This is a genomic window from uncultured Parabacteroides sp. (assembly GCF_905196875.1).
In the GTDB taxonomy this organism is placed as follows: domain Bacteria; phylum Bacteroidota; class Bacteroidia; order Bacteroidales; family Tannerellaceae; genus Parabacteroides.
This window is the reverse complement of the sequence record NZ_CAJJWO010000041.1, coordinates 1-15,457: the sequence shown is the minus strand read 5'-3', so window position 1 is coordinate 15,457 and position 15,457 is coordinate 1. Positions and strand designations below refer to the sequence as shown.

The 15,457-nt window shown below is 44.0% G+C and carries 8 protein-coding genes and 2 tRNA genes; 5 read left to right on the top strand and 5 right to left on the bottom strand.

Annotation, left to right across the window (positions count from 1 at the left end):
• Window positions 1–12 precede the first annotated feature (12 nt).
• The 3 genes from QZ076_RS14050 to QZ076_RS14040 all read right to left on the bottom strand — a co-directional run bounded on the left by QZ076_RS14050 (window position 13) and on the right by QZ076_RS14040 (window position 9,037).
• Window positions 13–3,339 carry a TonB-dependent receptor gene (locus tag QZ076_RS14050; protein ID WP_293713992.1) on the bottom strand — a complete coding sequence of 1,109 codons (3,327 nt, stop codon included), beginning with the start codon at window positions 3,337–3,339 and terminating at the stop codon, window positions 13–15.
• Between the two features lie 757 nt (window positions 3,340–4,096).
• Window positions 4,097–6,133 (bottom strand): glycoside hydrolase family 2 TIM barrel-domain containing protein, encoded by a 2,037-nt coding sequence (locus tag QZ076_RS14045; RefSeq protein WP_293713990.1) that lies wholly within the window; start codon window positions 6,131–6,133, stop codon window positions 4,097–4,099.
• A 360-nt stretch (window positions 6,134–6,493) separates the two neighbouring features.
• Window positions 6,494–9,037, bottom strand: coding sequence for a TonB-dependent receptor (locus QZ076_RS14040; RefSeq protein WP_293713988.1), 2,544 nt, complete (start codon window positions 9,035–9,037; stop codon window positions 6,494–6,496).
• Window positions 9,038–9,236: 199 nt separating this feature from the next.
• Between QZ076_RS14040 and QZ076_RS14035 the strand changes: the two genes are divergently transcribed.
• From QZ076_RS14035 to QZ076_RS14025, 3 genes are all read left to right on the top strand, one after another.
• Window positions 9,237–9,869: a SagB/ThcOx family dehydrogenase gene (locus QZ076_RS14035; protein ID WP_293713986.1), complete on the top strand. Its 633-nt coding sequence runs from the start codon at window positions 9,237–9,239 to the stop codon at window positions 9,867–9,869.
• A gap of 136 nt (window positions 9,870–10,005) precedes the next feature.
• The gene (locus tag QZ076_RS14030) at window positions 10,006–11,097 is read left to right on the top strand and encodes a metallophosphoesterase (protein WP_293713984.1); all 1,092 of its coding nucleotides are present in this window, start codon (window positions 10,006–10,008) and stop codon (window positions 11,095–11,097) included.
• A gap of 12 nt (window positions 11,098–11,109) precedes the next feature.
• A complete protein-coding gene (locus tag QZ076_RS14025; protein ID WP_293713982.1) occupies window positions 11,110–12,234 on the top strand; it encodes a metallophosphoesterase in 1,125 nt (374 codons plus the stop codon).
• Window positions 12,235–12,297: 63 nt separating this feature from the next.
• On the opposite strand, the gene QZ076_RS14020 is transcribed toward QZ076_RS14025, so the two are convergent.
• A complete protein-coding gene (locus QZ076_RS14020) occupies window positions 12,298–14,061 on the bottom strand; it encodes a S41 family peptidase (protein WP_293713980.1) in 1,764 nt (587 codons plus the stop codon).
• 47 nt (window positions 14,062–14,108) lie between these two features.
• Window positions 14,109–15,086 carry an adenosine kinase gene (locus QZ076_RS14015; protein WP_293713978.1) on the bottom strand — a complete coding sequence of 326 codons (978 nt, stop codon included), beginning with the start codon at window positions 15,084–15,086 and terminating at the stop codon, window positions 14,109–14,111.
• A gap of 106 nt (window positions 15,087–15,192) precedes the next feature.
• Here QZ076_RS14015 and QZ076_RS14010 point away from each other — a divergent pair.
• Both QZ076_RS14010 and QZ076_RS14005 read left to right on the top strand, forming a co-directional pair.
• A tRNA-Asn gene (locus QZ076_RS14010) sits at window positions 15,193–15,266 on the top strand.
• A 32-nt stretch (window positions 15,267–15,298) separates the two neighbouring features.
• Window positions 15,299–15,372 (top strand) — tRNA-Asn (locus QZ076_RS14005).
• Window positions 15,373–15,457 lie beyond the last annotated feature (85 nt).

Below are 15,457 nucleotides of genomic sequence, written 5' to 3'. Positions count from 1 at the left end.
ACTCTCTACGCTTTAAAATGAAATGTTAGCACCAAATGCAAATTGTCTCAATGAAGTATATTCCGGATATGCTCCCAGTTCAGGATCCTGACCCGGATACTTCGTTATATTGAATACGTTTTCAATAGAAACATATACACGAAGGTTATCCGTAAAAATCTTCTTGGAGATATGAGCCGGCAAGGTATAACCGAAAGTAAGGTTTTTTAATTTTAGGTAATTACCGTTGAACAGATACAAAGAAGATGTTTCAACATTCTGATAACCACTCTCACCGTTCACCAGACGACCATATTGAGCATACTGGTTTGTACGGGGATCAGACGGGTTTTCCGGGTTATAGAAATAGTGGTCGTTGGCAATATCAGTCCCCAGAGCCACACCTACACGGGTTGTCGGCGAATTATAACCGGTTGAAGCCCCCCAATATAACTTAAAGCCGGCAGCACCTGCCCAGTTCATCGAAATATCGAATCCTCTCCAGGCTGCCGACATCTGCAAACCGAAGTTGTATTTCGGGTCGGAGGATACACCCTGAAACTCTTTATCGTCCGAACCGCCGTAGATACCGTCGCCGTTGGCATCGGCATAAATATAGTCACCATACCAGATCTTATCTTTGGAAATCGTTTTATTCGGCATGAAAGTATGACCGGCATCGATCATGGCTTTCATCCACTCCATATCGCTTTCCGTACGGATCATACCATCTGTCGGGCCACCATTCACTCCGTCGGCTGCATATCCTTTTCCGGAACCTTTATAAGGATTACGAACATAGTATTCCTTCATGATGCGATCTTCAATAACCGGATTTACAGCGGAAGTACTGGAAGCCACATCCCCGATATTACTCTTCCATTCACCGTTTTCATCATAGCCGGCCACAAGTTCTCCTTTATATTTCTTTATCTTATTAGGCGTGTAAGAAAAGTTTCCACTAATAGAATAGCTGACTTCTTCGATCTGGTCTTTCCATCCCAGCGACAGTTCGACACCTTTGGTACTCATTTCCGCAATGTTCTTACGGGGAGCTCCCTTATTACCTGCTGTCAGATAGATAGAAGGTGTAAACAAGATACCTGTCGTATTCTTAACAAACGCATCCATCGTAAAAGACAGACGGTTATTCAACGCATTCAGATCGATACCGACATTGGTCATTTTAGACGTTTCCCACGACAACATTGAGTTTGCAATGGAAGTAGAAGCCAGACCGGATATCAGTTTTCCCCCGAACGGATATTTACTTCCGCCATAAGTAGACTGATATTCATATTCTCCCACATCGTCACCACCGTTGTTACCTACGGATCCGTAAGATACACGGAGCTTCAGGTTATCCAACCAGTTTTTGGTATTCAGCATAAAGCTTTCTTCCGAAATACGCCAAGCGGCAGAGAAAGAGGGGAAAGTACCCCAACGGTAGTCGCGGTGATAACGGGCATTCCCATCGTGACGCAGGTTTGCTTCGAACAGATATCTGGATTTATATGCATAATTAATACGGCCGAAGAATGAACGGCTGGCACGATCGAATGCTCCACCACCCACACTTACCATTTCTGTCGCCGATCCGGGTGTATGAATGCTTGAGTCGATCAGCCCTTTCTTGTTCGCACTACGGGTATCACGTTTGTAATAATACTCTTCGTAACCCACCAATGCACCCAGGTCATGATCCTTGTTAAGCGTTATATTATAGCGCAAAATATTCTGCAGGGTATAACTATAATCCGCACGGTTATAGAAATAAGTAGTCATTTCAGAGGGTTCCGTAGCCGGTGACATGATCGTTCCATCACTAAACTTCACCTTTTCATACGGATTCGTCCAGGTTTGATTATCTTCCCAATACCGTTTGTAGTTCAGGTTAAAATCCCATGACAATCCTTTTATCGGAGAAATACGCGAGTACAAAGTTGTATTGAAGTTTGTTTTCTGCTTTTTACCATCCTGTGCATTAAGGAAGGCCAGGATACTGTTGGCAGTTGCACTTTCTTCCGATGCTTCCGGATAACCATACTGCCCGTTCCACTCCGGATAGAGTCCGGGAGTTGTCTGGCGTAGGAAATTATTGGCATTATCGAAGTTTCCCGCATCCTTATCCTCCTGAGACGCAAATGTACGGGTTCCCACAGTCAGCCATTTAGTAACATCCGCTTCTATATTGGCACGCAAGGAATATTTCCTGATACCGGTCTGGTCGACCAGCCCCGGATTATCCAGATAACCGGCAGACATCAAGATACGCAATTTCTCGGTTCCTCCGTTCACAGATACATTATGATCATTAATCAAACCGTGTCCGAACAAGGCCTCCTGCCAGTCGGTATTCGGATAAGCGATATAATTAGGAACCCCATGTTCATTCAGTCCGTTCGGATCTTTTGATTTTTCACGCCACAGATCGATCGTGCTCTGAGCAAAATGATTCGGCTGTCCGATATTCTCGAACGACTCATTCAGCCATTCCATATAGTCGGCATAATTGGTTACCTGATCGATCAGGTTGGTTGGCTGCGCATAAGAAATACGCCCAGAATAGGATACAGATAGCTTTCCTGCTTTTCCTTTTTTAGTTGTGATCAAAACAACTCCGTTCGCAGCACGTGATCCATAAATAGAAGAAGAAGCAGCATCCTTCAACACAGAGATCGACTCGATATCTTGCGGATTAACAAGGTCCATAGCACCTTCCACACCATCGATCAACACTAATGGATCCTGATTGTTAAGTGTTCCGACACCACGGATACGGATCTTTGAACCGTCGCTACCCAGCTGTCCGGAGCTTTGCATCACCTGCACGCCAGCACTCAAACCGGCCAAAGCATTCGACACATTTGTAATAGGACGCGATAAAGCCTGATCGGCAAAATCGACAGAAGACACGGAACCGGTCAGGTTCACTTTCTTTTGTGTACCGTAACCAACGACAACTACTTCATCCAAAGCTTGTGAGTCTTCTTTAATCTGAATAGTAAAAGAGGTTTGGTTTCCCACCGGGATCTGCTGCTCAATGTAGCCGATAAAAGATACTACCAAAATAGCATTCGGAGAGACATCTAAGGTAAACTTACCGTCCATGTCGGTAATAGTCCCGTTCGTTGTTCCCTTTTCTACAATGTTGGCACCGGCAATCGGGCCCATGGCGTCTTCAACTGTTCCGGTTACTGTCTTTCTCGCTTGTTGTGGCGAAGCGATCAGGACATCGGTTACCGGAACTTCTATCCCCGGATTTGCAGGATCGGCCGAGGCCACTCCTACCGATGTTAGGAGCATAGTGGCTCCCATAAACATCTTTGATAAATAAAAACGATTAAAATCCTTTGTCATAATAACACCAGATTTAGTTAATGAATAAATTGTGTTTGCGCACACCAATACCGGTCAAATATTGGAGTACATACTCTTTGTTTGATTCGCCACATGCAAAAAGAGAAATAGTTCTGAGTGAACTTAATCCGGTTTGTTTCTGTATATCGATCGAAAGGCTCTCTAATTCCCAAAGACAGCCTTATCTCTAAATATTCATAATGTCCGCATTGTTTTAACCGTTGAAAGTTCAGGATAATACAACTCAAAAAAAAGAGAAGAAAAGAAAGTTTTTCTTAGAAAATTCAATCGGTTCTTATATCTTAAGGGGTTGAAAGCAAAAGGTCGGAAAGGTGATTTGCAAGTAAAAACAGGTAATATTTTCTACCCTGTATCCAAATGCCGGTAGAAAAAACAACAAAGAAGCATTAGCAGCGAATTATTAACCTTAAAAAAGCTTATACAACAGATTACTAAGAAGAAAGATACGATTCTTTGTTATGTTAAAACTCTATTTGTGGACAATTGGTGCACATCAATCAGACTAATTTGTGTGTCCGCAAACCCAATAAGAGCTTATTTTTGCGTCTGTTATGTTCGACTCTGCCGAAAGAACATAGTTCACTCAGAACTATATACACTCAATAAAAAAAGAGTAAGGCATCAATCTACCGACACCTTACTCCTCAAGCATTTACAATCATTAATGTGTTCTCTACAAATCTATCAATCCATCCATTTTTGTGATCCGGATATCATATAAGTAGAAAACAAACTCCTATTTACAAGTCCAGACCACCCGGTCGGATGTACTGTTTTTCTTCTGTACGGCACGTGCCTCGACCGTGTTTTCACCGTCTGCCAGACTTACACCTTTCCACACAAAAGTGGCATAATTATCCGGTGTTTGCTTACCTACGCTTTTTCCGTTCACAAACAATTCCACTTCCGGAAGATTGGAGAATACCATAATATCAGTTACCTTGGTTGTCCGATCACGATGGCGGCGATTAGCGATATAAACGAATTTATCGTCTTTGTTCCAGTTCGCTTTATAATAATAGAAAGCATCCTTTTTCACTTTACGGTCGAAAGTTACCAGACCTTTGTCGTTGATACCCGGACGATCGCCTTCCGTACGGTGAGCGGCACCGAAGTCGAACAGGTTCCAGATAAAGGAGCCCCATACGAACGGACGTTCGGCAATAGCTTCCCAGTTTCCCATGTGATAGAACGTCTGGAAGTTCTCCGGATGCCACCAGCCTGAAGCAACGCCCGGCTTCACAGAGTCCTGCTGATGATAGATGCTGGCCCCTGCCCCGTATTCACTGATACCGATCTTATATTCCGGATGTGCTTTATGATTGGCATCCAACCATTTTCCCATATCGGAAGGAGAGCCACCATACCAACCGAAATACTGGTTCCAGGCAATCACATCGGTAATCTTACTGATGTCACTATCGTAAGACAGGAAGCTGGCAGCCGTAGTCGGACGTGTCGGATCTTCCTGGTGAGCCAAGTCGTTCAGTTCCTTAATATATTCGATCGGGTTGTCACCGATAGTCTTCAGTTCGTTGAATAATCCCCAGAAACAGATGGAGGGATGGTTATAATGCTGACGGATCAGCTCCTTCAACTGTTCTTTACCGTTTGCGCGAAAAGCAGGCAGGTCGTTATAACCTCTGTCGAGATAACCGCCCGGACCGATAAAAGGTATTTCCGCCCAGGTTACGATACCATATTTATCCATCAGATTATAGAAATAAGTAGCCTGCGGATAATGTGCCAACCGGATAGCGTTGGTCCCCATTTCTGCAATGATTGCAGCATCCTCTTCATGATGTTCCTTATACAAAGCATTTCCTCTTTCGGCACGATCCTGATGACGACATACGCCATGTAGTTTCAAGTGTTCTCCATTCAGGAAGAAACCTTTTTCCGCATCTACATGATAGAAACGCAGACCAAGCGGCTGTACCACCTTGTCGATCTGCTTTCCGCCAGCCATCAAAGTTACTTCCGTACGATACATAAACGGATCTTTCCGACCGTTCCACAGATGGGGATTCTTTATGGTAAAGTCGAAACCTGTCGTATGTATCTGGTTGGCTCCTACTGTTACATTCATATCCTGTTGCTGCACTATTTTATCGCCATCCAGTATCTTTACATTTACTTTTACCGGAGTGTCGACCGACGAACTGTTCGACAGCAGGACTTTAGCCCGCACTTCTGCCTGTTCTTTCGTTACATTATTTTGTATAAGATAGACACCGGGAGAAGCATAATCGGTCAGCGAGATATTTACGGGATCAGTGATAATCAGGTTAACATCACGATAGATACCTCCATAGAAGTTGAAATCGCCTACCAGCGGCATAATATCCAGTTGCAAGGCGTTATTTACTTTGACCAGGATCTCATTGTCGGCACCATATTTCACATGGTCGGTGATCTCGAACACAAACGCTCCGTAACCTCCGCGATGTTCCCCCAAGCAAACCGAATTAACGAAAACTGTAGCGATAGTGTTCACCCCTTCAAAACGCAGAAAGAGACGTTTGCCCTCCCACTCCGGCTTAATAAAAAGCTTTTTATCGTAATTACCCATTCCGCGGTAATAATCCTGTGTACCGATCAGGGCGTCACCGCTATTCCACGTATGGGGCAGGTCGACCCGCTGGCCACTGCCACGCTGCACCTGATGCGAGAAGCGGAAATTCCAGTCGTTATTCAACAATATTTCTTTACGCGAAGCAAAGACTGATGTACTAAATAGCAATAGTACCAGACAAAAGACAGTGTTTCTCATATTTTTTATTTCTAATTCGTATCACAAAGATAAGTTCAAAACTAGAATTACATTGACACAAATAGTCTAAGATGACGTATATTATTGTCCATCCCCGCTGATTTCGTTTTTTTCACTAAGGGACTGCACCTCCTATACACGTATCGGCAGTTTGTTTCACTATGAAGAAACACTTGTTTCTCCTAGGTGAAACAGTTGTTTCACTACTATGAAACACTTTCAGGGTGCATACTTTTACCACTCATTACAGGCATACGGTCGAAAAGGGAACAGCTATAGTAGAAATTAACTGCTGGGGAAAGCAAAAAAGGTCCGGCAGGAAAACCTGTCGGACCTTTGAGTTTATATCTTCGGAGGGGATTACATGGCTTGTTCTCCAGCGCCGCCCTGATTGTTTTCGCCACCGCCTTTCGAGTCATCATTGCTGATACCGCGACGAACTTTCTTGATCTGTCCTTTCATCGTACCGAAGCGGTAAGAGATGCTGAAACGGAATTCACGGGCACTGCGCCAGTTGGTCGAAACATCGCGGAAGTCGGCACCTGTAGTTGTCGTTTCCATCTTCATAGTCTTCCAGAACGGGTTGTTTGCCCCTACAGAGACAGACAGTTTCTTTTTCAGGAAGTCTTTGCTGACATTCAGACCGGCAAAATAGAACGGAGACATTTCACTTTGTAACTGGATCCACGGACTGAAGTAACCGCCATGCAGGTTGATGCGGAAATCTTTCGGCAAGGTGAACTGTGTTCCGGCAAAGATACGTCCGCTGACACCGTCTTTTTTCAGATCCAAAGTAGGAGCTTTCAGATCCGTATAATCGACACCTCCGTTCATATAGATACGGAACCAGGTATTCGGCGACCAGTTGCCATACAGGAACATACCTACCTGTTGCTTTTTTCCGATATTATTATAGGTATTCCACATTGCACCATTGTACTGCGAACGGGGATCATCGGGCTTAAAGTCTGCCACGAATGAATGCCTTTCGATCGGATTATTAACGAAAGTATAGCTTAAGCTGGCATTGATACTGAACTTCTGGGTGAACTTACTGAAGTTCAGGTTCACATTATTACTCTTTTCCGAATCCAGCTTAGGATTACCCTGAGATATATTCTGAGGATTAGCATCATTGATATACGGGTTCAGATACCAGATACCCGGTCGCTGGATACGCATATTATATCCTAAACGGATCTGGGTAGACATATCTAATTGATAAGTCAATGTAGCGTTAGGAACTACATCGAAATAGTTTGAATTGAAATTCAGATCCGGATTCAGGGTATACCTGGCATCCAGGCTTGTACCTTCACCACGCACACCGGCTTTAATGCCGAACTTGTCCAAACGGATCAGATAGCCCAGATAAGCGGAATAAATATGTTGCGTATGACGGAACTGGCTGTTGTCTCTCCTCTGGTCTACCCAAACACCCGTCGAGTCGTTATAGACCTGTTCCAACGTGTTACTCTTATTCTGACGGTTGATATATTTCACACCGGCTTCAAGGGTTTGCTTCTCGAAAAGAGGAGTCGTATAGTCTACCTGTCCGGTATGTTCTATGGTAGAGGCATCGTTGATGTTCCACTTCGGATAATCATCTGCCAGATAATAGGTGACAACATCGGATAGTTCCGTACGGCTTTCATTGTCATTCGGCGACTGACTGAAACGATAAGAGACGGTCAGCAATTCGTCTTTCTTACTGGTGGAGTGCTGATAATCGACATTGAGATCGGTCGAACCGAATGTTCCTTCTGACACACTGTTACGGTGGAAACGATAGATCGGTGTGTTCTTTGGTTCCAAAGACCAGCCATTCGGATCGAGCACAGCGTCCAGCTCTGATAAGCTTTTGTTTTTACCACGGAACAGGTTGGCACCTACACTGATCAGATTCAATGTATCTATTTCATAACTGGCTTCCAGATAACCGTATTGGAACGGGCCTTTATTCTTGGCGCGACCATCTTCCGTCAGCCTGGTCGGTCTATCTCCTGCCAACCGGTCTTTATCGGTGAAACGTTCACTGTGCGAGTCATTCCAGGGAGAGTTACGGTTGTTATAACCATAGTTGGCAGTAAGTCCCAGGTTTCCGACCTTCAGCGAAACATATCCGCCACCGCCGAAGCTACCTAAAGTACTGGCATTGGCACGAACCGTACCGGTATATCCCTGCATCGCATTTTTGCTTGTGATAATATTGATGATACCGCCCACGCCCTCTGCGTCATACTTCGAACCCGGGTCTGTAATCACCTCGATATTCTTGATCGAACTGGCCGGCATACTTTTCAGTACATCGGAAGCATTCTCGCCACTCAACAGGTTGGAGGGCTTACCGTTCATATATATTTTATAGTTGGAAGAACCTTTCAGCTGTATCTTGTCCTCACCGTCGACCGTTATCATTGGAACCTTGCGGAACATCTCCAGTGCATTATTAGTCTTCGCTTCGGGGTCGTCATCCAGACTATAGGTTATTTTATCGACCTCCACAGTCACCAATGGCTTCTGGGCAACAACAGTCACTTCATTCAGTTGCTGGGTATCGTCATTCATAAACAATTTGCCTAAATCCAGGCTCTTCTTGCCTTCGGACAAAGTAAAACGTTTCACGGCAGGAACTTTTCCTAACGACTGCATAGACATAACATATTTGCCTGGCTGCTTCAGTGTAGTAGTAAACTTTCCGTCATCATCACAAGCCAACAGTTTGATCGCATTCTGCGGAGCGCTTGCCAAAGCGATGCTCAATGTGGCATAAGGAACTGTTTCATTAGACAGGGAATCGACCACCTGTCCCTTGATCGTGTAATCAGCGGCATTCTGGTTCTGCGCACACAAAGGCGCAGCCATCATCAACACCAACAATAAGTAGAGCAGTTTTTCTTTCATCAAATTTAAAGAATTTAGAAGTTATCGATTGATATTTTATACAAATCGTTATTATTTATTGTAAATCCGTTGCAAATGTATAAGAATCTACGAACCTTTCGTATTTAGCAGGATTAAAGAAATGTAAAAGATGTATTTTGCTGTTTGATTAGATGAATTTCTTTTAAATTTGTAAGACTTACTATTAATAAATATAGATATGAGACAGATTTCATTGATTTTAACCGCTTTATTATTTATCACCGTAATGAATGCACAGGAACTAAAAGTTATCAAGCTCAATGCTCCCGACAAAGCACGCGGAACAGCAGTAATGAAAGCATTTTCCGACCGTCACTCCGATCGGGAATATGCAGCAAAAGAGATCGGTATGCAAGATCTTTCGGACTTATTATGGGCCGCCAACGGCATTAACCGTACAGACGGCAAACGCACGGCTCCCTCTGCTCTGAACAAACAGGACATCGATGTGTATGTCATTATGAAAGACGGCGCTTATCTGTATGATGCCCAAGCGCATGCTTTGAACCCCATAGCCAAAGGCGATCATCGAGCAGCAGTCGGGGGAGGCCAGGACTTCGTGAAGGATGCACCGGTTTGCCTGGTTCTGGTTTCCGATCTGTCTCGCTTCGGAAACGTTTCCGACCAGACCAAACTGATGGCAGCTATGGACGCAGGCATTGTATCACAGAATATAAACCTGTGCTGTGCGGGTATAGGTCTTTCCACAGTTCCCCGGGCATCTATGGATCAAAACGCATTGAAGAAGATACTCAAGCTTTCCGACAGCCAGGTGTTAATGATGAATAATCCGGTAGGATATCCGAAATAAGACTATTTGCAGAATCAATGCGCGTTCGCTATCTTTGCCGAAAAAGCGAAGATAAGCTGCACCTTGGCATAAAAAATGAACTTGTTCATTTTATTCTGCTCTCGGTTTGCATTATCTTTGCCGAAAATTTGACAAAATGCCTATAATTTTCATTGCCATCTTCTGCGCTTATTTTGCCGGAAATATCTATATATTTATCAGAGGAGCGCAAGCACTTGTTGCTCAACCTTTCGGAGTAAAGGTACTCCTGACAGTCTTATTCTGGAGCTGTGCGCTTTCATTTGTCGTCAGCATGCTGGCAAGGAATATTAAATATCCGGATGTATTGGCTCATACGATCCATGAGATCGGGACGGGATGGCTTGTCTTCACATTGTATATGGTACTCTCGTTGATCGCGTTTGATCTATTCAAACTTTTCAACGGGAGTTTTAAATATGGGTTCTATATATCTTTCCTACTGACACTCTGCCTGTTAAGTTACGGATATTATCATTATCAACATCCCAACACAGAAGTTATCAACATAGTTATCAACAAGTCTGCCAACAGTAATCAACAGGCGATGAAGGTGGTCGCTATCAGTGATGTTCACCTGGGATACGGTACAAACAAGACACAGTTGAAGAAATATGTGAATATGATCAATGCCCAGCAGCCGGATCTGATTCTTATCGGAGGGGATTTGATCGATAACAGCGTAACACCTCTTTATGCGGAGAATATGCAGGAAGAGTTATCGCAGTTGAAAGCGCCGCAGGGTATCTATATGGTGCCCGGCAATCACGAATACATCAGCGGAATAAAGAAAAGTGTGGATTTCATACAATCCACTCCCATACAGCTTTTGCGTGATACAGTTATCACACTGCCTAACGGACTGCAACTGGCCGGCCGCGACGACCGCCATAATCCTTCCCGGCTGTCTCTTCAGGCGCTGGCACAGAACATTGATCCGGCCAAACCTGTTATTCTTTTAGATCACCAACCGTATGACCTGCAGGAGACAGAAAAGGCCGATATCGACCTTCAGTTCAGCGGACATACACACCGCGGACAGATCTGGCCGATGAGTCTGGTGACAGACCATTTGTTCGAACAAAGCTACGGATACAAACAGTGGGGTAACAGCCATGTTTATGTATCTTCAGGATTATCCTTATGGGGTCCTCCTTTCCGTATCGGGACAAACAGTGAAATGGTGGTATTCAATATCACGTTCAAGTAAGAGAAACAAGGTATGAAAGTCTTTATTCAATCGATTGTAGCACAATTGTTGCTGAATCCCTATATCTTCTGGCGGGGATACCAGGCAATACCGGCTAAGAAAAGCTGGCGTATTCCGTATACGTTGTTCTTCGTTCTTGAACTGGCTATCTACTTCTTCGGTTTTATTTTCCGGAAAGATTTACCGGACAATATAATGACAACCATACAATATATCTGTAATACCTGGTATATTGCCTCTATCTATATCACCTTGTCCCTTCTTACACTGGAAATCATCCGGCTATCCAACCGCTTTTTCCATTGGTTTCCCATGTGGCTTACAACACATTGGAAGCAAACGAAGCTGACATTATTCTTTGTCATCATTGCGGGAGTCACCGGATTGATGATAAATGCTTACCTGACTGTAGTCCATCCGATAGTCAAAGAGGTGTATGTCACATTACCCAAAGGTTCAAGCCAGCGGGACAGTCTGACTATCGTAATGATGAGCGACCTGCATATCGGTGAAGTAATAGGAAAAAAGCTGGTTCAGCGGTATGTGGTAATGAGCAATGCACAACATCCGGATATGGTGGTTATGGTCGGCGATATAATGGATTACGAATCCCGTTTCGCGGAAAACGAACACATAGAAGACGACCTGCAGCAGTTAAAGGCCCCCCTAGGTGTTTATGTGGTTAACGGTAACCACGAATACCGTGCCAACCGTTTTGCTAAATACCGCTGGCTGAAAAAGACCGGAGCGACATTATTGGTTGACTCCGTGGTACAACCCGACTCTTCTTTCTATCTGATCGGCAGGGACGATTATATCAATAAGAAACGGAATGCCTTACACACGCTGATGACCGACATCGACACAACCAAACCCATTATCGTCATGGATCATCAGCCATGGTCGTTTGCCGAAATGGCAATGAACGGCGTAGATCTCGGACTCCACGGACATACACACAACGGACAGCTATGGCCTTATCCGCTGCTGATGAAACTGATCTACGAATGTCCTTATGGATATCATAAGAAAGGTCCGACCCAGTTTTATGTATCATCCGGCATTGGAGTAGCCGGACCGCCTTACCGGGTCGGAACAGTATCGGAGTTGGTTGTTTTACATATCAGGTTCAAATAAACGCACAAAAAAGGGAGCAAACATTGGTTCACTCCCTCTATATTCGGTTACATTAATCGGATTTTATACTACAGCCTGATCAAAACGGTAAGCCAAATTACCATCAGATAATGATTTCGTTTTATCAGCTGTAGGCTGACTTTCTTCTTCCTTTTTCTCCGGAGTACTCAATGTCTTATTATATAATTCCTGATTACCGAGGACTTCGAGGGCTTTTTCCAAAACCTCGTCATTCTTCAGGCTTTCCAGCAATTCGCCTTTCTGGAAATAGTAACGCTTAATGATTTCCGAGGCCATCAGTTTCTTGATCTGGTCTTTATAAAGGTCGAAGTCTCTGTCGAGGTTCGGAGTCAGACGGACTTCCAGTTCGTTAAAGATCGTCGAGTCACTCTTCATATAACCTTCAAACTTGGCTATTTCTTTCAGATTCTTCAGCACCTTTTCGCTCTGACGGTCGTAAGTAAAGTTCTTCTCTTTAGCATAGTTCTTGAAGGCTTCGAAATCTTCATCCGAGACGGTAAATTCTTCTACCGGAGGAATTGTCTTATGCTTTTGCGCCCAGTTGGTGACAAAGTCAACCAGCACAAAATCAGTCGCCAGATAATACATCATCGTCGGCACTTCTTCCTCTTCTATTTCAAATTCAGGACGAACACCGCCGCCATCACGTACAGGGCGACCTTTAGAGGTATAAAATACAGATGTCAGGCTATCGGGAATAGCATCCACACTCCCATCAGCTTTCCGGTGGCTGTAGTCCATTTGCTGTATACAGCGACCGCTGGGGATATAATATTTACTCATCGTGATCTTCACGCTCCCGTTATAAGGCAATTCACGGGTAGACTGCACCAGCCCTTTACCGAAAGAACGCTGTCCGACCAATACGGCACGATCCATATCCTGCAACGATCCCGAAACGATTTCAGCTGCAGAAGCTGAATTACCATTGATCAGGACTGCCATCGGCATAACCGTATCCAATGGTTCATTGGCCGTACGATAGGTACGATCCCACTGACTGATCTTTCCTTTGGTTGAAACGACTTCTTTTCCTTTCGGGACGAACATGCTGACAATTTGTGTAGCGCTTTCCAACAAACCACCGCCGTTATTGCGCAAATCGAGGATCAGCGATTTGATCTGATGATTTTTCTTCAGGTCTTCGAAAGCATTCTTTACCTCCTGGGCACTTTTATCAGTAAAACCTTTCAGGTAGATATAACCTACACCATCGCCACGGACACCGTAGTAAGTAACCTGATCTACAAGAATTTGCTTACGGATCAGTTCCACTTCACGCGGTTTCTTTTCATTCGGACGCTGTATCTTCAGTATCATCTTCGTATTAGGAACACCTTTCAGCAAATTACTAACCTCATCGGATGTCTTCTCACTTACATCCACTGTATCTATCGCCAGAATGCGATCTCCAGCCTGAAGTCCGGCCAAGGCAGCGGGCATTCCTTCAAACGGTTCGATAATATATACGCCACCTTCTTCGCGTCCTCGAATATAAGAACCGATACCGCCATATTCGCCGGTAGTCATTATTTTCAGCTTATCCATCTCCTGTTCCGGATAATACTCGGTATAAGGGTCGAGGCTACCCAGCATACTGTTGATACCACGGCGAACAGTCTTTTCCACATCGACAGAGTCTACGTAGAACATTTCAACTTCTTTTACCAGCGCATTAAAAATATCGAGGTTCTTACTCACCTCAAAGCGGTTATCTTTCTGAGCCTGTCCCGGCATAATACTCCCGAAGAGGAGTAACAAACAAAACAAACCTATCAATCTTTCTCGTCGTATCTGCTTATACATAGAATATTTAGTTAATTAACGATGTAAATGTATGCATAAAACACATTTCAGGATAATATCGTATCTACTTTTAACTTTATTTGTTCCCATTTATCATCCGGAATCTGGGCTCCGATCACGTCTATAATATATCCTGCCAGAAGCGAACCGATACGGGCCGATTGCTCCAAAGTGGCACCGACAGATTGACCATAAAGGAAGCCGGCTGCAAAATGATCGCCTGCACCGGTTGTATCGATAGGCTTACCTCCTTCTGCGGGAACAGATATAAACTGGCCGTTGCTGCCGACCAATGCACCTTCCTTGCCCAATGTAACCAAAGAAACTTCCACCATACCGGAAAGTGTTTTAACGGCTTCGTGAGCATTCAGTCCGGTAAAAGCTTCGGCTTCACTTTCGTTTGAGAAAAGAATATCGACATAGTTGGGAATTATATCATCCAATAATCCTTTGAAAGCATTGACAATATTAAAATTAGATAAATCGAGAGCTACTTTCAAGCCTAACTTTTTGGCTTTCTGCATCGTTGAACGAACCAGTTTCTCATTCACTAAAAGATAACCTTCTATATAAATGCAATTGTACTTGCTCAAGATCTCTTCTTTTATCTCATCCGGTGTGATTGTAGGAGCCGGTCCCAGGAATGTACCCATAGAGCGTTCCCCATCTTTCGAGATCAACACCGTACAGCTACCGGAAATACCGGATGTTTTAATAAAGTAAGGAGCAACATTAGCATCTTTAAGCGCTTGTTCATAAAATTCACCAACCGAATCGGTTCCTATCTTACCTATAAAACCGGCATTTGCCCCAAGGCATGCCATAGCACGCATGGTGTTACAGACTGAACCACCCGGAGCCTGGCTTCTTTCCAAACGTTCCTGTGTTTTACGGATTGCAACCATCTGTTCCTGGTTGATCATATCCATTGCTCCCTTCTTTATTCCTACTTCAGTCAGTACATCATCACTATCCAACCGCAATAAAACATCAACTAAAGCATTTCCTAAGCCTATTGTATTCATTTTTTCAATTTTTTTCTGCAAAGATATTGCATATTTCAAAAAGAACCTCTACTTTTGCAGTGCAATTTCAGAAAGGGATGCAACAAGTCCTTGAATGGTTGAAAATTCTTCCTTAGCTCAGTTGGTTAGAGCATCTGACTGTTAATCAGAGGGTCCTTGGTTCAAGTCCAAGAGGAAGAGCTAAAGACATCGGGAAAGACTGAAAAACATATTCTTCCTTAGCTCAGTTGGTTAGAGCATCTGACTGTTAATCAGAGGGTCCTTGGTTCAAGTCCAAGAGGAAGAGCTAAAGACATCGGGAAAGACTGAAAAACATATTCTTCCTTAGCTCAGTTGGTTAGAGCATCTGACTGTTAATCAGAGGGTCCTTG